Source organism: Corynebacterium sp. HMSC072G08 (assembly GCF_001809185.1).
GTDB classification, from domain to species: domain Bacteria; phylum Actinomycetota; class Actinomycetes; order Mycobacteriales; family Mycobacteriaceae; genus Corynebacterium; species Corynebacterium phoceense.
Genome location: NZ_KV796420.1, coordinates 51,106 through 73,068, shown reverse-complemented (window position 1 = coordinate 73,068; position 21,963 = coordinate 51,106). Strand labels below are relative to the sequence as shown.

23 protein-coding genes and 1 pseudogene are annotated in these 21,963 nt (G+C 64.6%); 17 read left to right on the top strand and 7 right to left on the bottom strand.

From position 1 onward, the window contains the following. The first annotated feature begins 1 nt into the window (after position 1). The 6 genes from aroB to HMPREF2559_RS05205 all read left to right on the top strand — a co-directional run bounded on the left by aroB (position 2) and on the right by HMPREF2559_RS05205 (position 4,834). Positions 2–1,078 (top strand): 3-dehydroquinate synthase, encoded by a 1,077-nt coding sequence (gene aroB / locus HMPREF2559_RS05230; RefSeq protein WP_066513376.1) that lies wholly within the window; start codon positions 2–4, stop codon positions 1,076–1,078. A 10-nt stretch (positions 1,079–1,088) separates the two neighbouring features. Beyond that, the gene (aroQ, locus tag HMPREF2559_RS05225) at positions 1,089–1,523 is read left to right on the top strand and encodes a type II 3-dehydroquinate dehydratase (protein WP_066493119.1); all 435 of its coding nucleotides are present in this window, start codon (positions 1,089–1,091) and stop codon (positions 1,521–1,523) included. Positions 1,524–1,667: 144 nt separating this feature from the next. After that, positions 1,668–2,759 carry a M24 family metallopeptidase gene (locus HMPREF2559_RS05220; RefSeq protein WP_066493125.1) on the top strand — a complete coding sequence of 364 codons (1,092 nt, stop codon included), beginning with the start codon at positions 1,668–1,670 and terminating at the stop codon, positions 2,757–2,759. A 115-nt stretch (positions 2,760–2,874) separates the two neighbouring features. Then, positions 2,875–3,438, top strand: a complete 564-nt coding sequence (gene efp, locus HMPREF2559_RS05215; RefSeq protein WP_066493128.1) for an elongation factor P — start codon at positions 2,875–2,877, stop codon at positions 3,436–3,438. A gap of 14 nt (positions 3,439–3,452) precedes the next feature. Next, complete coding sequence (gene nusB / locus HMPREF2559_RS05210) at positions 3,453–4,049, top strand: transcription antitermination factor NusB (protein ID WP_066493129.1); 597 nt, start codon at positions 3,453–3,455, stop codon at positions 4,047–4,049. Positions 4,050–4,126: 77 nt separating this feature from the next. Then, on the top strand, positions 4,127–4,834 hold the full coding sequence (locus HMPREF2559_RS05205; RefSeq protein ID WP_168162234.1) for a GNAT family N-acetyltransferase: 708 nt from the start codon (positions 4,127–4,129) through the stop codon (positions 4,832–4,834). Here the strand turns inward: HMPREF2559_RS05205 and HMPREF2559_RS05200 are convergent. After that, complete coding sequence (locus HMPREF2559_RS05200) at positions 4,767–5,453, bottom strand: DUF5808 domain-containing protein (protein WP_083297781.1); 687 nt, start codon at positions 5,451–5,453, stop codon at positions 4,767–4,769. The genes HMPREF2559_RS05205 and HMPREF2559_RS05200 overlap by 68 nt on opposite strands. A gap of 2 nt (positions 5,454–5,455) precedes the next feature. Continuing rightward, positions 5,456–5,773: a PadR family transcriptional regulator gene (locus tag HMPREF2559_RS05195; RefSeq protein ID WP_066493136.1), complete on the bottom strand. Its 318-nt coding sequence runs from the start codon at positions 5,771–5,773 to the stop codon at positions 5,456–5,458. Positions 5,774–5,861: 88 nt separating this feature from the next. On the opposite strand from HMPREF2559_RS05195, the pseudogene HMPREF2559_RS05190 reads away from it, so the two are divergent. Continuing rightward, positions 5,862–6,689: pseudogene (locus tag HMPREF2559_RS05190) on the top strand (PPK2 family polyphosphate kinase). A gap of 107 nt (positions 6,690–6,796) precedes the next feature. Here the strand turns inward: HMPREF2559_RS05190 and HMPREF2559_RS05185 are convergent. From HMPREF2559_RS05185 to HMPREF2559_RS05165, 5 genes are all read right to left on the bottom strand, one after another. Beyond that, positions 6,797–7,303: a hypothetical protein gene (locus tag HMPREF2559_RS05185; RefSeq protein ID WP_066493137.1), complete on the bottom strand. Its 507-nt coding sequence runs from the start codon at positions 7,301–7,303 to the stop codon at positions 6,797–6,799. Between the two features lie 3 nt (positions 7,304–7,306). Further along, positions 7,307–7,864, bottom strand: a complete 558-nt coding sequence (locus tag HMPREF2559_RS05180; RefSeq protein ID WP_066493138.1) for a hypothetical protein — start codon at positions 7,862–7,864, stop codon at positions 7,307–7,309. A 2-nt stretch (positions 7,865–7,866) separates the two neighbouring features. Further along, positions 7,867–8,364, bottom strand: a complete 498-nt coding sequence (locus HMPREF2559_RS05175) for a YbjN domain-containing protein (protein ID WP_066493143.1) — start codon at positions 8,362–8,364, stop codon at positions 7,867–7,869. Continuing rightward, positions 8,357–8,857 (bottom strand): YbjN domain-containing protein, encoded by a 501-nt coding sequence (locus tag HMPREF2559_RS05170; protein WP_066493144.1) that lies wholly within the window; start codon positions 8,855–8,857, stop codon positions 8,357–8,359. Before HMPREF2559_RS05170 ends, HMPREF2559_RS05175 begins: the two co-directional genes overlap by 8 nt. Before the next feature lie 75 nt (positions 8,858–8,932). Continuing rightward, positions 8,933–10,312 carry a TIGR01777 family oxidoreductase gene (locus HMPREF2559_RS05165; RefSeq protein ID WP_070539759.1) on the bottom strand — a complete coding sequence of 460 codons (1,380 nt, stop codon included), beginning with the start codon at positions 10,310–10,312 and terminating at the stop codon, positions 8,933–8,935. Positions 10,313–10,493: 181 nt separating this feature from the next. Between HMPREF2559_RS05165 and pyrR the strand changes: the two genes are divergently transcribed. The 10 genes from pyrR (at position 10,494) to coaBC (ending at position 21,860) form a co-directional block, all read left to right on the top strand. After that, positions 10,494–11,075 (top strand): bifunctional pyr operon transcriptional regulator/uracil phosphoribosyltransferase PyrR, encoded by a 582-nt coding sequence (gene pyrR, locus HMPREF2559_RS05160; RefSeq protein WP_070539756.1) that lies wholly within the window; start codon positions 10,494–10,496, stop codon positions 11,073–11,075. Next, positions 11,076–12,032, top strand: coding sequence for an aspartate carbamoyltransferase catalytic subunit (locus HMPREF2559_RS05155; protein ID WP_066493151.1), 957 nt, complete (start codon positions 11,076–11,078; stop codon positions 12,030–12,032). It abuts the gene before it with no gap. A 33-nt stretch (positions 12,033–12,065) separates the two neighbouring features. Continuing rightward, a complete protein-coding gene (locus HMPREF2559_RS05150) occupies positions 12,066–13,418 on the top strand; it encodes a dihydroorotase (RefSeq protein ID WP_068801801.1) in 1,353 nt (450 codons plus the stop codon). 16 nt (positions 13,419–13,434) lie between these two features. Continuing rightward, complete coding sequence (gene carA / locus HMPREF2559_RS05145) at positions 13,435–14,643, top strand: glutamine-hydrolyzing carbamoyl-phosphate synthase small subunit (protein ID WP_068801800.1); 1,209 nt, start codon at positions 13,435–13,437, stop codon at positions 14,641–14,643. A 32-nt stretch (positions 14,644–14,675) separates the two neighbouring features. Next, the gene (gene carB / locus HMPREF2559_RS05140; protein WP_070539754.1) at positions 14,676–18,011 is read left to right on the top strand and encodes a carbamoyl-phosphate synthase large subunit; all 3,336 of its coding nucleotides are present in this window, start codon (positions 14,676–14,678) and stop codon (positions 18,009–18,011) included. 22 nt (positions 18,012–18,033) lie between these two features. Next, entirely contained in the window at positions 18,034–18,879 is an 846-nt protein-coding gene (gene pyrF / locus HMPREF2559_RS05135; protein WP_197418412.1) for an orotidine-5'-phosphate decarboxylase, read from the top strand. 372 nt (positions 18,880–19,251) lie between these two features. Next, positions 19,252–19,572: an integration host factor, actinobacterial type gene (mihF, locus tag HMPREF2559_RS05130; RefSeq protein ID WP_066493167.1), complete on the top strand. Its 321-nt coding sequence runs from the start codon at positions 19,252–19,254 to the stop codon at positions 19,570–19,572. A gap of 25 nt (positions 19,573–19,597) precedes the next feature. Continuing rightward, on the top strand, positions 19,598–20,176 hold the full coding sequence (gene gmk, locus HMPREF2559_RS05125) for a guanylate kinase (RefSeq protein WP_066493168.1): 579 nt from the start codon (positions 19,598–19,600) through the stop codon (positions 20,174–20,176). A gap of 56 nt (positions 20,177–20,232) precedes the next feature. Beyond that, positions 20,233–20,529 (top strand): DNA-directed RNA polymerase subunit omega, encoded by a 297-nt coding sequence (rpoZ, locus tag HMPREF2559_RS05120; protein ID WP_066493173.1) that lies wholly within the window; start codon positions 20,233–20,235, stop codon positions 20,527–20,529. 77 nt (positions 20,530–20,606) lie between these two features. Next, complete coding sequence (coaBC, locus tag HMPREF2559_RS05115; RefSeq protein WP_068801798.1) at positions 20,607–21,860, top strand: bifunctional phosphopantothenoylcysteine decarboxylase/phosphopantothenate--cysteine ligase CoaBC; 1,254 nt, start codon at positions 20,607–20,609, stop codon at positions 21,858–21,860. The last annotated feature ends 103 nt before the right edge of the window (positions 21,861–21,963 follow it).

The window sequence follows — 21,963 nt, the reverse complement described above, 5'->3', positions numbered from 1 at the left end:
CATGATCCAGGACACCGTTGCCGTCAACGGCCCGTGCCCCTATGTGGTGAGCATTGGCCACGATTTGTCTGACGATATCGTCGCGCGGGTGCGCACCATCGGTGCGCGTAACGTGGGCATCGTCCACCAGCCGGCGCTTGCGGCGGCGGCGCGCCAGATCGCTTCGGCGTTGGAATCGCTCAATGTGACGCCGGTGCTCCTGCCCATCCCGGACGCGGAGGCGGGTAAGACGCTCGCCGTGTGCGGCGAGCTGTGGGACCAGCTGGGCGAGGCGAATTTTTCGCGCGCCGACGCGCTCATCGGCCTGGGCGGCGGCGCGGCGACGGACCTCGCCGGCTTCGTGGCCTCTGGCTGGATGCGCGGCATCAAGGTCATTCAAGCTCCCACGACGCTGCTGGCCATGGTCGACGCCGCCGTGGGCGGCAAGACCGGCATCAACACCGCAGCAGGCAAGAACCTCGTGGGCGCGTTCCATGAGCCGGACTCCGTTTTCGTGGATCTCAACCTCCTGCGCACGCTGCCGGAAGACGAGCTGCGCGCCGGCTCAGCGGAAATCATTAAGACCGGTTTCATCCACGATCCCGTCATTATCGAGCGTTATCTCGTAGATCCGGCTGCGTGCCTCGACGTGGACGGTTTCCTGCCCGAGCTGGTCACGCGCTCGATTACGGTTAAGGCCCACGTCGTGGGCCAGGACCTCAAAGAGTCGGGCCTGCGCGAAACCCTCAACTACGGCCACACCTTCGGCCACGCGGTCGAGCTGCGCGAGCACTACACCTGGCGCCACGGCAACGCCGTCGCGGTGGGCATGATGTTTATCGCGAATCTCTCGGCGGCGCGCGGGCTTATTACGCCTGAGCTGCTCTCAACGCACCGCGCTATTTTGACCGCGATAGGCTTGCCCACGACGTATGAGGGCGGCCACTTCGAGGAGCTTTACGCCGGCATGACGCACGATAAGAAGAACCGCGGCGGCCATATCCGCTTCGTCGCGCTCACGGATATCGGCGCGACGACGCGCATTGAAGACGCCACCGAGGATGAGATGCGTGCGGCGTACGAGGCCATTTCGGAGTAAAGGAGAATTCATGAAGATTGTCGTTCTCAACGGACCGAATCTCAACCGCTTGGGCAAGCGCCAGCCGGAGATTTACGGCTCGACGACGCTCGCGGACGTGGAGGCCATGGTCGCCGACCGCGCCGCCCAGCTGGGCCTGGAGGTCGAGTTTTTCCAGTCCAACCACGAGGGTGCCTTGATCGACCGAGTCCACGCCGCGGCGGACGCGAAGGCGGGCGTCATCATCAACCCCGGCGGCTTTACCCACACCTCGGTCGCCTTGCGTGACGCGCTGGCGGAGATTGCTGACGGCGCGGGCTTCGTCGAGGTCCACATCTCCAACGTCCACGCCCGCGAGGAATTTCGTCACTTCTCGTATTTGTCACCGATTGCGCGCGGCGTTATCGCGGGTCTCGGCACCTTTGGCTACCTCGCGGCGCTCGAATACTTCGCGCAGTCGGCGTAGGCGCAGCGGCGCGGCGTCAATTACCCCCAATCGAGCATTTCCGGCCGTGGACCGGGCTACCATAGAGGGCGTTCGTTTCGTCCGCACGAGACCCCGCGCGTCACGCGCTGGGGTCCCGGCCGTTGTATGACAGAGGAGACCACCATGGCCCTGGCTGATACCCGTTTTAGTAACCGTCGCCGCAAGCTCGCCGCGCAGCTCGCCGGCCAGCGCATCGACGCCATGCTGGTCACCCACCTCACGCACGTGCGCTACCTGTCCGGCTTTTCCGGATCCAACGGCGGCCTGCTGCTGCGCAAGGATCTCACGGCGACGATGGCGACGGACGGCCGCTACACCACGCAGATCGCCGAGGAGGTCCCGGATCTCAAGGCCATTCTGGGCCGCGCGGTAGGCGAGGAGCTGCTCAAGACCCTCACCGGCCCCATGCGCGTGGGCTACGAGGCGGACTACGTCTCCGTCTCCCAGCTGGAAAAGCTCACCGCAGCCGCGCCCTCCGATATCACGCTCGTGCCCGTCACCGGTGTTATCGAAGACATCCGTCTGGTCAAGGACCAGCACGAGTTGCGCCGCCTCACCGAGATCGCGGAGCTGGCCAACACGGCGCTCACCCAGCTCATCGACGCGGGCGAGCTCGCCGCGGGACGCACCGAGCGCCAGGTCGCCGCGGATCTCGAGTACCGCATGCGCACCCTCGGCTCGGAGCGCGTGTCCTTCGACACCATCGTTGCCTCCGGTCCGAACTCCGCGAAGCCGCACCACGGCGCGGACGACCGCGTTATTGAAAACGGCGACCTCGTCACCATCGACTTCGGCGCGCACCTCCGAGGCTTCAACTCGGACTGCACGCGTACCTTCGTCGTGGGCGAGGCCAACGACTTCGCCAAGGAAATCTACAACGTCGTGCTCGAGTCGCAGCTGGCCGGCGTGCGCGCCGCGGTGCCGGGCGCGAAGCTCGTCGACGTCGACGCCGCGAGCCGCACCGTCATCGAGGACGCAGGCTACGGCGAGTATTTCGTCCATTCCACCGGCCACGGCGTGGGTCTCGACGTCCACGAGGGGCCGTACGCTGCGAAGACCGGCACGGGCGAGCTGGCCGAGGGCATGACGCTTACCATCGAGCCGGGCATCTACGTGCCGGGTAAGGGCGGCGTGCGCATCGAGGACACGCTCATCATCACCTCGGGCGCGCCGCAGATCATTACGCAGTACCCGAAGGATATGCGCGAGATTTAATGCCTGCGTCCCCGTGCGCGGGTCCCATTCCAGCAGGGACCGTGCGCGGTGGTAGGCTTAGACACTGTTTTCATACGCCCATTCATTCGTAAAAGACCCAGGAGAAAAACCTTCCATGGCTGATACCACCGACTTTAAGAACGGCCTTGTCCTCAAGATGGACAACAAGCTGCAGCAGATTATCGAGTTCCAGCACGTCAAGCCGGGCAAGGGCCCTGCGTTCGTGCGCACCAAGCTCAAGGACGTCGTCACCGGTAAGGTCACGGATAAGACCTTCAACGCGGGCGTCAAGGTCGAGACCGCCACGGTCGACCGCCGCACGATGACCTACCTGTACAACGACGGCTCCAACTACGTCATCATGGACGACAAGACCTTCGAGCAGTTCGAGGTTCCGTTCGACAAGTTCGGTGACGCTGGCAAGTTCCTGCTGGAGAACATGCAGGTCCAGGTCTCCTTCCACGAGGGCGAGATCCTCTTCGGCGAGCTGCCCATCTCCGTCGACCTCAAGGTCGAGCACACCGAGCCGGGCCTGCAGGGCGACCGCTCCTCGGGCGGCACCAAGCCTGCCACCCTCGAGACCGGTGCTGAGATCCAGGTCCCGCTGTTTATCGAGATCGGCAACGTCCTCAAGATCGATACCCGCACCGGCGAGTACCTCTCCCGCGTCAATAACTAAGGCACCCCCTCGCTGTGAGTGATAAAGAGAAGTCGCGCGACATCAACTACAAGCGACACACCGCACGTTACCGCGCGCGTCGCCGCGCGGCCGACATCCTCTTCGAGGCCGAGACTCGCGATATCGATCCCGTCGCGATCGTGGAGGACCGCATTCAGCTTGCCCGCGACAAGGAGTCCGGTGTGGCTCCCATCGCGGAGTACACGGCAGAGATCGTCCGCGGCGCGGCCGAGGAACTCGACATTATCGACGAGAATATCGCCCGCTTCCTCTCAGAGGACTGGGAGTTCCATCGCCTGCCGGCCGTCGACCGCGCCATCATGCGCGTCGCGGCGTGGGAGCTGCTGTTCAACCCAGACGTGCCCACGGCGACGGCCATCGTGGAAGGCGTCGAGCTCGCCAGCGAGTACTCGACAGACAAGGCGGCACCCTACGTGCATGCCGTCCTCGACGACATCGCCCAGTCGCGCTCGCTGTCGAACCCAATGAACGAGTCGGGTCTCGGAGAAGGCGAAGCCCCAGCAGACCACGAGGTTGCGGAGGCGCAGCCGCTCGACGAGTTCGGGGATCCTGAGTTCCCTCCGCTCGACGAGGACGATGCTGAGAAGTAACCGGCTGTGAGCCGAACCCACGCCGCTTGGCGTGGGTTTTCGCTTTTAGTAGTGGTGCGCGCAGTACGATGTTGCGCATGACTGTTGATTCCGAAGCTGCACTGGTGGACATGTGGCCGCCGTTTGGATTGCGCATTGCGGCGCGCGATGACCGGCACGAGATTGCTGTGCGCGTCCTGCGCGACGAAGACGTCGCGCGTATTGCAGGCGTGGGCGTCCACGACGTCTACGGCGACGATGTGCCCGAACACGCGTTTCCGTGGGTTTTCCATAATTCGCCGCAGTCTTCGGTGCAGCATCGCTGGTTTAACCGTGCGAACTTGAGCTCCGAAGAGTGGTCGCTCGACTTCTTGGTGACCGCAGGCGGCGAGCCTATTGGCGTCGTCGACATGCGTAGCAGCGACTTCGCGCATACGCGCGAGGTCAGCACCGGCTCGTGGGTCTTCCACCGGTTCCAGGGCCAAGGCTTCGGAACGTTGGTGCGCCATGCCGTCGCGCAGTTCTGCTTTGACCACCTGGGAGCGGCGAGCATTGCGAGTGACTGGGTCGTGGGGAACGCGGCATCGGAAAGCGTGTCTCGCAAGCTGGGCTACGAGCTGCTGCCGGACGACGGGGAGACCACGCCGTGCGGTCCGGAAGGTAAGCCTAGGCCCGTGCGACGCGGACGGCTGCGTGCCGCCGACTACACGCCGGCGGCGCGCGTCGAATGCGCGGGCCTTACGCCGCAGCTACGGACGATGCTGGGCGCTTGCGCTCGCGGTCGACCTGAGCGAGCGCCGACTTGATGACGGCGACGAAGCCTGCGACCTCGACGACGGGGAGGGCGAGCGTGCCGGCGGCGCTGAGCGCGCGGGCGGTAGCGGGGGCATCGGCAGCCTGGCGGGCGGCGAGAGTGAGCAGCAGGGACATGGCGCCCAGGCTGGTCGCGAGAAGGCTGCCGGTGACATCCAGCTTGTTGTCGCGGCGCGTGGTCCACTCGGCGAAGCCAGCGACGGCTGCGGCGGGGAGGATGGAGCTCAGCATGGCGCGGGCGGGGCTCGTCCATTTCTTGGGGGCGAAGGTGGCTGACCACTTCCGGGGAAGCGGGCGACCGTCCTTGATGGCGGGGAGGGCCGCTGCGGTGCTCAGGGCGAGGAGCGTCCACGGTGCGCCGCGCAGGACGGCGATCGTGGTGGCTGGGATGTGGGCCTCGAGGTCGGGGAGCGAGTCGTCGGGGCGGATGAGACCTAGGCGGCTGGCAATGGCGCCGATGTTGAAGTCCCAGCCGATGCCTGCGGCGCGCGGGACGAGGAGCTTCGGGTTCTCCGGTTCGAAGGCGCCGAGTCGCGCGGCGGGGTTGGTAAGGCCCGAGAAGTCGGCCGGGATACCGAGGAAACGGTGGGTGGTGGGATCGTAGAGTTTCATGGTTACTGCCCTTTCAGGATGGTGTCGACGATCGTGGTGAGGGTCTGCCATTCGGCGGTGAGAGCGGCGAGCTGAGTGCGGCCCGCGTCGGTGACGACGTAGACCTTGCGTGGTGGCCCGCTGGGGGATTCCTCCCAGCGGCTGGTGAGGTATCCGGCTTTCTTTAGACGCGCGAGGAGCGGGTAGAGGGTGCCGGAGGAGACCTCGAGCCCTTGCGCGTTGAGCCGCTCGAGAAGCGCGCCTCCGTAGCCGGGGCTGACGTGAAGGGAACGCAGAACGATGAGTTCCAACACGCCTTTGCGAAGCTGTGTATCTGCCATGCAAGCTCCTTTGTTGTGCCAACTACTATGTATTACATAGTAGCGTGATTCGAGGCAAAAGGGAAGGGCTCACGCTTACAGTGGGGGAATGTCGACATTTAAGATTGCCGACGCGCTAGCGCTGCGCCGGAAAGAACGTCGAGCTGTCCTCCGTCGATCCGAGCTCCACGCCGGGCTTTGACGGAGACAAGGACGAACTGGCCGCGCGCCCCAGTCACTACGACGAGGAGCTCTACGCCAATGGTCGTGCCTACGGGGAGAAGGCCCCCTCGGTGCTCGTCATTCTGCAGGGCATGGACACCTCCGGCAAGGGGGTGTCATTCGCCACGTGTTCAGTACGTTTGATCCGCAGGGCACGGACTCCGTGGGCTTTGGCAAGCCGACCGAGGAAGGGATGAAGCACGACTTTCTCTGGCGCATCCGCAAGCACGACCCCAAGCCGGGCCACGTGGTCGCGTTTGACCGATCGCACTACGAGGATGTGCTGATCCAGCGTGTCCACACATGGGTTGATGAAGACGAGATCGACCGCCGCTTTGAGGCCATCAAGGACTACGAACGTGAGCTCGCCAAGTCCGGCGTCCACATCATTAAGGTTTTCCTGCACCTGTCGAAGAAGGCGCAGAAAGAGAACCTCCTCGAGCGCACCGAGCGTGAGTACAAGTTCTGGAAGTACGACCCGTCCGACGTCGAGGAACGTGCCTATTGGGATGATTACATGGCCGCCTATAAGGACGCCATTCGATGCACCGATGCCTACCACGCGCCGTGGTGCGTCATCCCCACGGACAATAAGAAGTACGCGCGCATGGCGCTCATGTTCCTCATCGTCGACGTGCTGCGTCACCCGGACCTGCCATGGCCGGCGGCGGAGTGTGATCCAGAGACCGTGCGCACGCGTATCGAGGAGTCTTAGGTGGTACATATCCCTTCAGGACATATAACGGGCCCGCTCGGTGCGGCGGGCAGAGCTTATATGTGCGGAAGGGATTTTTTGGATGAGCGTGTGAGCGGGTGTGCGTATTACTCGGCGTCGCGCTCCTGGACGGTGCGGGCGAATTCGTTGAAGTTGTCGAGCGTGCCCAGCAGTGCTTCCTGCGCCGCGACGACGGCGTAGTTAAGTGCGTGGAAGAGTTGATCATCGTTCATGCCCGGGCCGGCCGTGAACGTGGCGTCGCCGCGCAGCTCCGCGTGTCCGTCCACGTCGCCCACGAGCGCGCGGCCGTCGAAGGCGGCGGCATTGAGCTCGTTGGTGATGACGTGGAAGACCGGGGCGATCTCGGCGAAGTCGAGTTCGGTGGGCAGGACGCATTCGACGCGCACGAGCTCGTCGGTGATGCTAAACACCCAGTCAAGGTCGTTGCGCTGAGCGACGGCCATATTCGGAGTCTCGGGGTGGGCGACGGCGCCAAAGTCGTCCTCGTTGAGCGAGGCAATGACGCGCTCGAGGGTGACGGCGGGAAGGTCAGTGTGGGAGAAGAATTCGTAGGGGTTCTCGAACTCTGGTGCTTGCTGAGTTGCATCAGTCATGAACTAGTCCTCCTCGTTCCACGTGACGGCCTGGGGGAAGGCCTGCGCGACGGCCTCAAAAGCGGCGGAGAAGCTGCCAAAGACGCTCAGGATGAACGTGCCCAGCTGGTTGCGGCTGAGGCCTTCGCCGATGGCCATCGCACGGTTGCCGTTGATGACGATCTGCTCGGTGGGGTGCTTGCCCTGACCGTCGCTGAAGGCGTAGCTCAGCGTCGGCGCAACCATCTGCCAGTTGAAGTCCGCAATGATGGGCGCGACAGTTTCCTCCGCGGACGCGTCGAGGCGGCCCTCCCACGTCGCAAAGGCGCTCAGGGTGTCATCCTGAATGTCGAAGTGGATGGTGAGATGCGGCAGGCCGGTCTGGAGGACGATGCGCTCGTCCTCCGGCGCGGCGGCCGCAGCATCGGCATCCGTGTCGGTCTCGGGGTCAGTCTCGGAGTCGTTGGGCGCCGAGACGAGCACGTAGTCTGCGCCGAGGAGCTCGAAGATCTCCACGAGGCGGTGAATGTTGACGGGCTGTACCTCGGTGTCGGCCGCGTGAGACGGAGCGTTGGAGGCCATTGCTATTCGCCGTTCTGAGCCTGGTTGGCGGCTTCAGAACCGAGTTTTGCCATCTCCTCTGCGGCGGCGACCATGGCATTCTGGGCGCCGATGACGCCGTCGACGGCGGCCTTGAGGGCGGCGGCGAGCTGCGTGTCGTTCATGCCGGCGGCGACCGGAATGTCGCGCTCGGTGCGCACGACGAGCGAGTCGTCGAAATCAGTGATGGCGGCGCGGGCACCCATCTGCACCGAGTTGATCTGGTTGGCGGCGAGGAAGAGACCGGCGTCCGCCTGCGAGAAGGTCGCGTCCGTTTGCACGTCGCAGCGGACGATGAGAACGGAGTCGAGCACTGCGAATAGGCAGGGCAGACCGTTGAGGTTCGCCGTGGCGGAGTCGTCGCGGCCCTCGATCTTGTCGAGGGTGACGTCGAAGGTCGCCATGGCGTCGATAACGCGCTCGAGCGTCACGACGGGCAACGAATTCGGATCCTCCGGGTTGAGGGTCTGCTGATTAGTCATGCTTGTGTTCCTCCCAGGTCACGAGCTGCGGGTACTGCGATTCGATGAAGGTCCACGCCTCCAGGATGGAGTTGAGCGAGGACATGACGAAGGCGCCGAGCTGATTGCGGGAAACGCCCTCGGAGATGGTGAGCTCGCGCACGGCGGAGACGACGAGTGCCTTCTCGTCCGCGCCGCCTTCGTAGAAGCGCAGCGTGGGCGCGAAGTGCTCGGCGTTCCACTGGTTGATGTGGGTGAGGATGGTCGGGCCCTCGGAAACCGGTACCTGGCCGCGCCAGATGGAGTCGATGATGAGGGTGTCCTCGCGCACCTGCATGGCAATCGCGGTGTTCGCGAAGCCGGAGCGGAAGACCTCGACGGTCGAGCCGTCCTCGTGCTGGTGCTCCTCGGTGCGGTACTGCAGTCCTTGCTGGTCAAAAATCTCCGCGATACGGGCGACCGTCGCGGGGGATACCTCGGTATCCGGCAGGATCTTCTGCTCGGGTGAAGTCACGTGAATCCTTAACTTGTGTCGATAAAGTGCGCCCACCAGCTTAAGGCATGCGGGCGTGTGGCGTGGCGAGCGGCCTTAGACGGCAGGCAGCGCGACGAGTTCCTCGCCGCCAAGCTCGTGGGTGAGCGCCGCGGCTATCGTCTCGAAGCGGTACGTGTGGTTCGCAGGCGTGAGCTTCTCGCTCGCGACGCGCTGGTTCGCCAGCGCCAGCTCCTGAGCACCCTCGCGGCCGAGCAACAGGGCCGGACCGAGGGTGGGGATGGGGATGATAGCGGGACGGCCGAGCTCCTTTGCCAGCAGATGCGCCATGTCGCGGTTGAGAACGGGTTCAGGCCCTACGGCGTTGACGGGGCCGGTGAGCGCGTCGTCGATCGCGGCACGGAAATAGATATCGGTGAGGTCGTCGTGCGCGATCCAACTCAGCCAAAAGTCGCCGTCGCCGAAGGTGCCGCCCAGGCCTGTGTGGAAGAGCGCGCGGAGCAGCGGAAGCAACCCGGCGTTGCCGGTGAGCGCGACGCCGGTGCGGACCTGGACAACGCGGGCGGCATCGGCAGCAGGCGCCGTGGCGGCCTCCCAGTTGCGGCAGACCTCGGCCAAGAAGCCGTCGCCGGAGTCCGAGGACTCCGTAAGGAGCTCATCGCCACGGTCAGGGCCGTAGTAGCCGATGGCGGAGGCGGAGACAAAGGTCTTGACAGACTGCGTGCGGGAGACCAGCTCTGCGAGCTTGCGCGTGGGACCCACGCGGGAGTCGCGTATGGCCGCCTTGTGGGAGTCGTTGAAGCGGCCGAAAATGGGCTCGCCGGCCAAGTGAATAAGGACGTCGGCGTCCGCGAGGAGATCGGGCGCAGGATTCGCGGGGTTCCAGACGCGTTGGCCCTCTTTGGCCTTGGAACGCACGAGCTGGATGACGGTGTGACCGGCGGTGGTGAGCTGTGCCGTCAGGGCACGACCCACGGCGCCGCGGGAGCCGGTCATAGCGACGGTAAGCGGGCGGGCCGCACCGTTGATACTCTGCACTCGCGCGAGGAAGTCGAAGTCCGCGATGAGCTGGCGCTGGCGGTAGGCAAACATCGGCGTCAGCGCCGATGCCGGAATACGCGTGTCGACGGTGTCGGTGATGAGTGTGCGCTCGCCTCGCAGGGCGGCGCTGGCCGTCTCAAAGTCCGCGAAGGTATGGGTGTGACGCCAGTTCGCGAGCTTGCGCATGGGCGCGTTGATACACACGTCGGCGAAACTGCGGCCGCGCTGGTAGCGGGAGAGATCGTGGCGCGCGACCCATGTGAGACCCGCAGGAAAGCCGAGGACCGTGGTGCCATCGGAGAGCCGTTCGGCCTGGCGGCGCGGGGTCACGGGCAAGAAAGGCGGGGTAAGACGCGCTAAGGCGCCGGGGCGAGTGTGCCATTGCCACACGAGCTCGCGGGGTGCGTCGATGACGTGGGAAGCCTCAAAACTCAACGGGGTGGATTCTTCCTTGGACGGGGAGGACGCGCGGCGGCGCCGTAAGAACTCCGTCCACTCTAGTCGAGGTACCCCCATTACGGCGGGTGGGTGCTACAGTTGGAGTCGTTCGATTTGAGGACACACATATATAGGCATCCTTTAAAGACCGCACCGTGAGGCGGGGAAGGAGGTCACGATGAGTGTTGATAACGCTACCGCGGACGCAACTGAGCTGCTCAGCTCGGATGACGTCGCGCGCACCGTTGCACGCATCGCGCACCAGATCATTGAAAAGACGGCGCTCGATTCGGCCGACGCACCACGCGTCGTGCTCCTTGGCATTCCCTCTGGTGGCGTGCCGTTGGCGGAGCGCCTGGCTGAAAAAATCAAGGAATTCTCGGGGGTGGAAATTCCGGCCGGGGCACTCGATATCACCTTGTACCGCGACGATCTCCGCGGCAAGCCGCACCGCGCGTTGCGCCCCACGCTGATCCCCGACGGCGGCATTAATAGCGCCACGGTCATCCTTGTCGATGACGTGTTGTATTCGGGACGCACCATCCGCGCAGCACTCGATGCCCTGCGCGACATTGGACGCCCGGACATCATCCAACTCGCCTGCCTCGTTGACCGTGGCCACCGCGAGGTGCCCATCCGCGCCGATTACGTGGGCAAGAATATTCCCACGGCCCGCGACGAGGATGTCACCGTCTTCATCGAGGCCATTGACGGCCGCGATGCGGTTGTTTTAACGCGCAAAGCAGAAGAGGACAAGTAAATGAAGCACCTCATCGATATCGCGGATCTCACGGCAGACGAGATCCTGGGGCTCATGGACGAGGCCGACCGCTTCCGCGAGGCCATTAATGGCCGCGAAGTGAAGAAGCTGCCCACCCTGCGCGGGCGCACGGTTTACACCCTGTTCTATGAGAACTCCACGCGTACCCGTTCTTCCTTCGAGACGGCCGGCAAGTGGATGTCCGCGGACGTCATCAATATCTCCGCGGCGAGCTCGTCGGTGAAGAAAGGCGAGTCCCTCAAGGACACCGGCTTGACTATTTCGGCGATTGGCACGGATGCCATCATCATTCGCCACCCGTCCTCGGGCGCAGCAAAGCAGCTCGCTGGCTGGGTCGCCCCCAATGGCGACGGCCCGTCCGTCATCAATGCCGGCGACGGCGCGCACCAGCACCCCACGCAGGCACTGCTCGACGCCACCACCATGCGCCAGCGTCTCGGGCTTTCCGATGCCGCCTCCTTCCGAGGCTTGCGCGTCAAAATCGTGGGCGATTGCCTCCACTCCCGCGTCGTGCGGTCCAACGTCGACCTGCTCACCACGCTCGGCGCCGAGGTCACCCTCGTCGCCCCGCCTACGCTTATGCCGTTTGGCGTGGAGAAGTGGCCGGTGCGCGTCTCCTATGACTTCGACGCCGAGCTTGTCGATGCCGACGTGGTCATGATGCTGCGCGTCCAAGCCGAGCGCATGAACGGCGGCTTCTTCCCGTCCCACCGCGAATACGCGGCGCTTTACGGCCTGTCCAAGGACCGTGCGAAGAAGATGCAGGACCACGCCATCGTCATGCACCCAGGTCCCATGCTGCGCGGCATGGAGATCAACTACGCGGTCGCGGATCAACCGCGCTCCGCTGTTTTGCAGCAGGTCAACAACGGCGTGCACGTGCGCATGGCCGTCCTGTTTACCCTCCTGGCCAACGGCGAGAATGCTGGATTCTAACCGGTTCGAGTACAGAAAGACGTTCAGTAGATTATGACTTCACCTGAGAACTTCCCGGCGACCGGTCGCCTGTCCGCACCCGCCGCCGGCACGCTGCTTATCACCAACGTCCGCCCGTACGGCGAGGGCGAGCCCGTCAACGTGCTCGTGCGTGACGGTTTCATCGAGTCCGTGAACGCCGACGCGGACGCGAGTGCAGACCGCGTCGTGGACGGCGAGGGCCACGTGCTTCTGCCGGGCCTCGTGGACATGCACGTGCACCTGCGCGAGCCGGGCCGCGAGGATACCGAGACCATCGAGACCGGCTCTCGCGCCGCGGCAAAGGGCGGCTTCACGGCCGTGTTTACCATGGCGAACACCATGCCGGTGATGGATCAGCCCATCATCGCCGAGTCTGTGTGGGCCAAGGGCCAGGCGCTCGGCGTGTGCGACGTCCACCCGGTGGGCTCCATCACGAAGGGCCTCGAGGGCAAGACCATTACCGAGTTCGGCATGATGAAGAACTCGGACGCCAAGGTCCGCATGTTCTCCGACGACGGCAAGTGCGTCCAGGACCCGCAGATCATGCGTCGCGCCCTCGAGTACGCCAAGGGCCAGGACGTCCTGCTCGCGCAGCACGCCGAGGATTCCCGTATGACCGAGGGGGCTGTCGCCCACGAGGGCGAGGTCGCCGCACGCCTGGGCCTGCGTGGCTGGCCGCGCGTCGCCGAGGAATCCATCGTGGCGCGCGACGCGCTGCTTGCACGCGACTACGGCAATCGCATGCACATCTGCCACGCTTCGACGACGGGTACGGTGGAGCTGCTCAAGTGGGCGAAGGGCCAGGACATTCCGCTCACCGCCGAGGTCACCCCGCACCACCTCATGCTCACCGACGAGAAGATCGCCGACTACGACGGACTCTTCCGCGTCAACCCGCCGTTGCGCGAGGAGCACGATGCCCTCGCACTGCGCGACGCGTTACTCGACGGCACCATCGACTGCGTCGCCACGGACCACGCGCCGCACGGCTCGGAAGACAAGTGCGTGGAGTTCGAGCACGCCAAACCCGGCATGCTGGGCCTCGAGTCCTCGCTCGCCGTCATCGCGAAGGTCTTCGTCGAGTCCGGCCTGGCCGACTGGCGCTTCGTCGCTCGCGTCATGTCCGAGCGACCGGCCGAAATCACCCGTCTGCCGGGCCACGGTCGCCCGATCGCGGTGGGGGAGCCGGCAAACCTCACCATCGTCGACCCGCAGCGCGCCTGGACCTCGGACGTCGAGCACCTCGCGTCCAAGGCCGAGAACAACCCGTACGCCGGCGAGGACTTCAACGCCCGCGTCACGCACACCTTCCTGCGCGGCACGCTCACGTACGACGTGGCTGCTGACGAATCTGCTGCCGAGTAGGCGGAACCAGACCATAATGAATAGCACAACCCGATCTACATCACAGAACGCAATATCAAAGGATGAAACCTTGACTTCTGCTCCTATCCCCGCCGTGCTCGTTCTTGCCGATGGCAAGGTCTTCCGCGGCTTCGGCTTTGGCAAGACCGGAACCACGCTCGGCGAAGCAGTGTTCACCACCGGCATGACCGGTTACCAGGAGACCATGACCGACCCGTCCTACCACCGCCAGATCGTGGTCGCGACGTCGCCGCAGATTGGCAACACCGGTTGGAACGACGAGGACGACGAGTCGCACGGCTCGAAGATTTGGGTCGCCGGCCTCGTTATCCGCGACCTTGCACACCGCGTCTCTAACTGGCGTGCGGCGCGCTCGCTGCCTGAGGAGATGGAGAAGCAGGGCATCGTCGGCATCCGCGGCATCGACACCCGCGCTCTTGTGCGCCATCTGCGCAACTTCGGCTCCATCGCCGCCGGCGTCTTCTCCGGCGAGGCTGCCGAGCGCCCCGTCGAGGAGCTGCTCGCCGAGGTCAAGGCACAGCCGTCTATGGCGGGCCTCGACCTGGCCGAGGACGTCTCCACCACTGAGCCCTACACCGTCCCGGCGGAGGGGGAGAAGAAGTTCACCGTCGTCGCCTATGACATGGGCATTAAGACCTCGACGCCGAATAACTTCGCCAAGCGCGGCATCGAAACCGTCGTCGTTCCGGCGAATACGCCCTACGAGGACATCAAGCAGTACAACCCAGACGGCGTGTTCGTCTCCAACGGCCCGGGTGACCCAGCCACCGCAGACAAGATGGTCGCCATCACCCGCGACATCCTCGCGTCTGGCACCCCGTTCTTCGGCATCTGCTTCGGTAACCAGATTCTGGGCCGCGCACTTGGGCTGAACACGTACAAGCTCAAGTTCGGCCACCGCGGCATCAACGTGCCGGTGAAGAACCACCTCACGGGCAAGATCGATATCACCGCACAGAACCACGGCTTCGCGCTCGAAAACCCGGCTGGCGAGGGCAAGCCCGCCGGCGGCGCCGAGTTCGACACCGACTTCGGCCCGGCTCTCGTGACGCACACCTGCCTCAACGACGACGTCGTTGAGGGTGTGGCGCTCAAGTCCGGCATGGCCTTCTCCGTGCAGTACCACCCGGAATCCGCCGCCGGCCCGCACGACGCCAACCCGCTGTTTGACCAGTTCATCCAGCTTATGGACGACCACAAGTAAGCAACCAGGAAAAAGGGAAGAGAAAGAAATTCATGCCTAAGCGCAACGACATCAACCACGTCCTGGTCATCGGTTCTGGCCCGATCGTTATTGGTCAGGCCTGCGAGTTTGACTACTCCGGCACCCAGGCCTGCCGCGTCCTCAAAGAAGAAGGCCTGCGCGTTACGCTCATCAACTCCAACCCGGCCACCATCATGACCGACCCGGAGTTCGCGGACCACACCTACATCGAGCCCATCGATCCGGCCTACATCGAGAAGGTCTTCCAGAAGGAAATCGAAGAGGGCCACAAGATCGACGCCGTGCTCGCCACCTTGGGCGGCCAGACGGCGCTCAACGCGGCCATCCAGCTCGACCGTGCTGGCATCCTTGAGAAGTACGGCATCGAGCTCATCGGCGCGGACATTCCGGCCATCGAGCGCGGCGAGGACCGCCAGATGTTCAAGGACATCGTGGCCTCCGTCGGCGGCGAGTCCGCGCGCTCCCGCGTGTGCCGCAACATGGACGAAGTCCACGAGACCGTCAAGGAACTGGGCTTGCCCGTCGTCGTCCGCCCGTCGTTTACCATGGGTGGCTTGGGCTCCGGTCTGGCGTTTAACAACGAAGACCTCGACCGCATCGCCGGCGGTGGCTTGGCCGCCTCGCCGGAAGCCAACGTGCTCATCGAGGAGTCCATTCTCGGCTGGAAGGAATTCGAGCTCGAGCTTATGCGCGATGGTGACGACAACGTGGTCGTCATCGCGTCCATCGAAAACGTCGACGCCCTGGGCGTTCACACCGGCGACTCCGTCACGGTCGCCCCGGCGCTTACCCTCACGGACCGCGAGTACCAGAAGATGCGTGACCTCGGCATCGCCATCATTCGCGCCGTCGGCGTCGATACCGGCGGCTGCAACATCCAGTTCGCCGTGAACCCGAACGACGGCCGCATCATCGTCATCGAGATGAACCCGCGCGTGTCCCGTTCCTCCGCGCTGGCGTCCAAGGCCACCGGTTTCCCGATCGCGAAGCTCGCTGCCAAGCTCGCCATCGGCTACACCCTCGACGAGGTCACCAACGACATCACCGGCGTGACCCCGGCCGCCTTCGAGCCGACCCTCGACTACGTCATCGTTAAGTCTCCGCGCTTCGCCTTCGAGAAGTTCCCGGGTGCGGACGACACGCTCACCACCACCATGAAGTCCGTGGGCGAGGCCATGGGTATCGGCCGCAACTACATTGCGGGCCTCAACAAGGTCATGCGTTCCATGGAAACCAAGATGGCTGGCTTCTGGACCCGACCGGACGAGTACTTCGCGGGCGACCGCGCCACCGACGTCGAGGCCGTTCTCAAGGACCTCGAGACCCCGACCGAGGGCCGCATGTACGACGTCGAGCTCGCCCTGCGCCTGGGCGCGACCGTCGAGCAGGTCTTCGAGCACTCCATGATTGACCCGTGGTTCCTTGCCGAGCTCAAAGCCCTCGTCGACTTCCGCGAGCGGCTTGCCGATGCCCCCGTGCTCGACGAAGACCTCCTGCGCGAGGCCAAGTACATGGGCCTGTCTGACGCTCAGATTGCCGCCGTGCGCCCCGAGTTCGCGGGCGAGGACGGCGTGCGCCGCCTGCGTTGGTCGCTGGGCATTCGCCCGGTCTACAAGACGGTTGATACGTGTGCCGGCGAGTTCGAGGCGCAGACGCCGTACCACTACTCGGCCTACGAGCTCGACCCGAATGCAGAGTCCGAAGTTGCCGAGCAGCGCGACCGCGAAAAGGTCATCATCTTGGGCTCCGGCCCGAACCGCATCGGCCAGGGCATTGAGTTCGACTACTCCTGTGTCCACGCAGCCCTCGAGCTCTCCCGCGCGGGCTACGAGACCGTCATGGTCAACTGCAACCCGGAGACCGTCTCCACCGACTACGACACGGCCGACCGCCTCTACTTCGAGCCGCTGACCTTCGAAGACGTCATGGAGGTCTACAACGCCGAGGCTACCTCCGGCACCGTCGCGGGCGTCATCGTCCAGCTCGGCGGACAGACCCCGCTGGGCCTCGCGGAGAAGCTCACCGAGGCTGGCGTCCCGGTTGTCGGCACCACGGCCGACGCCATCAACCTCGCCGAGGATCGTGGCGAGTTTGGCCAGGTGCTTAGCCGTGCGGAGCTCCCGGCACCGGCGTTCGGCACCGCCACCTCCTTCGACGAGGCCAAGGCTGTCGCCGCGGAAATCGGCTACCCGGTGCTCGTGCGTCCGTCCTACGTCCTGGGCGGCCGCGGCATGGAGATCGTCTACGACGAGGCCTCCCTGCAGGATTACATCGACCGCGCCACCGAGATCACCTCGGACCACCCGGTGCTCGTCGACCGCTTCCTCGATAACGCCATCGAGATTGACGTCGACGCGCTGTGCGACGGCGACGAGGTCTACCTGGGCGGCGTTATGGAGCACATCGAGGAAGCCGGCATTCACTCCGGCGACTCTTCCTGTGCGCTTCCACCGATGACGCTCGGCCCGGAGGACATTGAGAACGTCCGCGAGTCCACGCGCAAGTTGGCCCACGGCATTGGCGTCAAGGGCCTCATGAACGTCCAGTACGCGCTCAAGGACGACATCCTCTATGTCATCGAGGCCAACCCGCGTGCTTCGCGCACCGTGCCATTCGTCTCCAAGGCGACGGGCGTGCAGATGGCGAAGGCCGCCGCGCGCATCATGATGGGCGCCTCCATCAAGGAGCTGCGTGCCGAGGGCGTGCTGCCGGAGAACTACGACGGCGGCTCGCTGCCGCTCGATCACCCCATCGCGGTCAAGGAAGCCGTCCTGCCGTTCAACCGCTTCCGTCGCCCGGATGGCCAGCCGCTCGATACGCTGCTCAGCCCGGAGATGAAGTCCACCGGCGAGGTCATGGGCTTGGCCAGCAACTTCGGCGCGGCTTACGCCAAGGGCGAGCTCGCCGCGTTCGGTGCGCTGCCCACCGAGGGCACCATCTTCGTCTCCGTCGCCAACCACGACAAGCGCATGCTCATTTTCCCGATTCAGCGCCTGGCGCTCATGGGCTTCGAAATCGTCGCCACCCGCGGTACCGCCCAGATGCTGCGCCGCAACGGCGTCGAGTGCGAGGTCGCGGTCAAGGTCTCCGAGAACCCCGAGGGCAAGGCCACCATTCGTGACCAGATCCTCTCCGGCGACATCGACCTGGTGCTCAACACCCCGGCCGGTTCGGCAGGCGCTCGCCACGACGGCTACGAGATTCGTACGGCTGCCGTCAAGGCTGGCATCCCGTGCGTGACCACGGTCCAGGGTGTTACGGCCGCGGTCCAGGGCATCGAGGCCCTGCGCCAGGGCAACCTCACCGTGCGTTCCCTCCAGGAGCTCGAGCATGCCCCAGCCAAATAACTCCGTCACCGAGCACAGCGCGGTGACGCGGAGCGATGCGACGTTCGGTGAGCGTCTCGTCGCCGCCGGCCGCGATCGTGGGCGTCTGTGCGTGGGCATTGACCCACACGCTCACCTGCTCGAGGCCTGGGGCCTCGACAACACCGTCGATGGCCTTCGCACGTTCACGCAGACGTGTGTCGAGGCGTTTGCCGAGACGGCTGCGGTGGTCAAGCCGCAGGTCGCGTTCTTCGAGCGCTTCGGCTCGCAGGGCTTCGCGGTTCTCGAGCGCGCGCTCGCGGACCTGCGCGACGCGGGCTGCCTCACGATTGCGGACGCCAAACGCGGCGACATCGGCAGCACCATGGTCGGCTACGCGGATGCGTGGCTGGGGGAGACCTCGCCGCTGCGCGCAGACTCGGTGACGGTCTCGCCGTATCTCGGCATTGGCGCGCTGGCACCGGTCTTCGAGACGGCCGAGCGTGTGGGCGGCGGCGTCTTCGTCCTCGCCGCGACGTCGAACCCGGAGGCTGTCGAGCTGCAGTCCATCACGGACGCGGACGGCCGCACCATCGCCCAGCGCATGGTCGACGAGGCGGCAACGTATAACGCGCCGCACGCGGCTGTTGGACGCCCCGGCAACGTCGGTGTCGTCGTCGGCGCGACCCTCGCGCAGCCGCCGGTCCTCGACGCCCTGGGCGGCCCGGTGCTCTTGCCGGGCGTCGGCGCGCAGGGGGCATCGGCAAGCGACGTGCTCGCTATTACCCAGGCGGCGCCGGAGCTTGGCTTTGCCAATGTTTCGCGCTCCGTCCTGCGCCACGGGCCGAGCGTCGACGCGCTGTGCGACGCGGTGCGCAGCCAGGCCGCGGAGTTTAGAGCGGAAGCCTAGAGTTTTTACCGCCTTGAGCAGCCCGGATGCAGGCCATCCGGGCTCTTTGTGCGTTTTCGGGCCGGAGTATTTGCGCAGGTAGGGGAGTTTTTTCAAGAAAATCCCAGCTCGATTTAATCCTTAGGCCGTTGTGCTGGTATTTTATGACACGCAGCGCGATGACGTGCCACAACGTCGCACTAGTGGCGGCGCGTTCGGCCCTGTTATCGTCGCAGGAACAAAACCGGTGCTAGGATTGCCAGAAGTCGGTATGCTTCCATGGATGTAACTTGCACGAGTTGCCCCGTTGAGAGGCAGTTTTTACCGAGAACTTCGGCGCCTGTAGCGCCAAGCAGACCCATTAATCACCTAGAAATATCGGAGGATACCGAAGTGGCACTCCCTAAGTTGACTGACGAGCAGCGCAAGGAAGCACTCGCAAAGGCCGCTGAGGCCCGTAAGGCTCGTGCTGAGCTGAAGGCAGCACTCAAGCGCGGCGAGACCAACCTCAAGGAGGTCCTGGAGAAGGCCGAGACCGACGAGATCATCGGCAAGACCAAGGTGTCCGCACTCCTTGAGGCTCTCCCGAAGGTCGGCAAGGTCAAGGCCAAGGAGATCATGGACAACCTCGAGATCGCTCAGACCCGCCGTCTGCGCGGCCTGGGCGACCGTCAGCGTCGTGCCCTGCTCGAGCACTTCGGCTACGAGTCCTAAACCCCGGACCTAGAAGAAGGCAGAAGTGTCTGGAGCACAAACACACGGTGAGCTCGTCGTTCTGGCGGGCCCTGCCGGCGTGGGTAAGTCCTCTGTGGTCCAGCGCCTGCGCAACGACGTAGACCAGCTCTACTTCAGCGTGTCCATGACGACGCGCCAGCCCCGTCCCGGCGAACGCGATGGGGTCGACTACTTCTTCGTTACTCCGGAGGAGTTTCAATCTCAGATCGATTCCGGCTCCATGCTGGAATGGGCAGAGATTCACGGAGGCCTGCAGCGTTCTGGAACGCCGGCAGGCCCTGTGGCGGAGGCCCGCGCGGCCGGCCGTCCCGTGCTGGTGGAAGTAGACCTGGCGGGTGCACGCAACGTCAAGCTTGCGTTGCCCGATGCTCACACTGTCTTCCTGGCTCCGCCGTCCTGGGAGGTGCTCGTCGAGCGCCTCACCGGCCGCGGTACGGAAACGCCGGAGGTCATTGAGCGCAGGCTGCAGACAGCCCGCAAGGAGCTGGCGGCACAAGATGAGTTCGACACCGTCATCGTCAACGAAAATCTCGATGACGCCGTCGCAGCTATCAGTGCTATCCTGCAAGGAGAGTCCGCTTAAGCTGCGGAGACTGCCCAAAGAATTCTTTCACAACCACAATTGACGAAAAGGTGCATGTGACTAACGTGACCGCCGTGAACAACGAGGCCAAGGTCGAGCCGGTCTTCGATCCGCCCACGGGCATTACCGCCCCGCCGATCGATGAGCTGCTGGAGAAGGTCTCTTCCAAGTACGCGCTGGTTATCTTCGCCGCGAAGCGCGCGCGACAGATCAACAGCTACTACCAGGAGCAGGACGACGGCGTCTTCGAGTTCGTCGGCCCGCTGGTAACCCCGGAGCCGGGCGAGAAGCCGCTGTCTATCGCCCTGCGCGAGATTCAGGCTGGCCTCCTCGACCACGAGGAAGGAAAGTAAGCCGCTCGCTCCGTCGCGACCACCCCGCGTCTACCCGTTTCACGGGCCGGACGCGGGGTTTCGCGTAGTATTGGCCCGTGACTTCTTCCGCTTCTGCATTACCTCGAAAAATTGTTGTCGGCGTCGCCGGAGGCATTGCCGCCTATAAAGCCTGCCATCTCGTGCGCGACTTGAAAGAGCATGGCGACGACGTGCGCGTCGTGCCTACGCCCAACGCGTTGCAGTTTGTCGGTGCCGCGACTTTCGAGGCCCTGTCCGGCCATCCTGTCTCCACGACGGTCTTCGATGCCGTCGACGAGGTCCAGCACGTCAACGTGGGCCAGCATGCCGATGCCGTCGTTATCGCGCCCGCTACCGCCGACGTCCTTGCACGCCTCGTGGCCGGACGCGCCGATGATTTGCTCACTGCGACGGTGCTCGTGGCCACGTGTCCTGTCATTGTCGTGCCTGCCATGCACACGGAGATGTGGAACAACCCGGCCACGCGGGAGAACGTCGCCACGCTCCGCCGCCGCGGTGTGACCGTCATGGAGCCCGCACATGGCCGACTCACGGGCAAGGACTCTGGCCCAGGACGCCTGCCGGAGCCGTCCCAGATTGCGGAGTTTGTCCGCACGGAGCTCGCCGGTTATCGCACGCCCTTCGACTGGGAGGGTCGTCGCGTGCTTATCTCGGCTGGCGGCACCCAGGAGAACGTGGACCCAGTGCGTTATATTGGCAACCGTTCGTCGGGGCGCCAGGGCTATGCGTTGGCGGAGATTGCCGCGCAGCGTGGCGCGCGCGTGACCATCGTGGCTGGCGCGACGGACGTGTTGGAGACTCCCTCGGGCGCAGAGATTGTACGCGTGGGCTCGACGCGGGAGATGGAAGCCGCCATGAACGAGCGCGCGCCGGAGGCCGACGTCATCATCATGGCTGCGGCTGTGGCGGACTACCGTCCCGCGGACGTCGCCGACTCGAAGATGAAGAAGGGGAGCGCGGACGAAGAGCTTGCGACGCTGCACCTCGTGGAGAATCCGGACATCCTCAAAGGGCTCGTCGCGCGCCGCGACGCCGGTGAGCTCAAAGACGGCGTCGTCATCGCTGGCTTCGCTGCGGAGACGGGCGATGCGATGCATTCGGCGCTCGATTACGCGCGCGCGAAGTTTGAACGCAAGGGCTGCGACGTGCTCATGGCGAATGAGGTCGGCGTGGGCAAAGTATTCGGCCAGACGACGAACTCGGGCTGGATTCTGCGTCGCGGTGCTGAGCCGACCGTTGTGGAGCTGGGCAGTAAACAGGTGGTCGCGGCCCAGATCTTGGATGCCGTGAATGCAATTGCCTCGGAGTAGGCCGCGTTAATTGCCAAGATAGACCGCTTGGTCTAATATTGCCCTTTGTCAACGCTTGGGGCCAGAACCATGCGCCGTCTATTCACCCCTGTTATACAAAGGA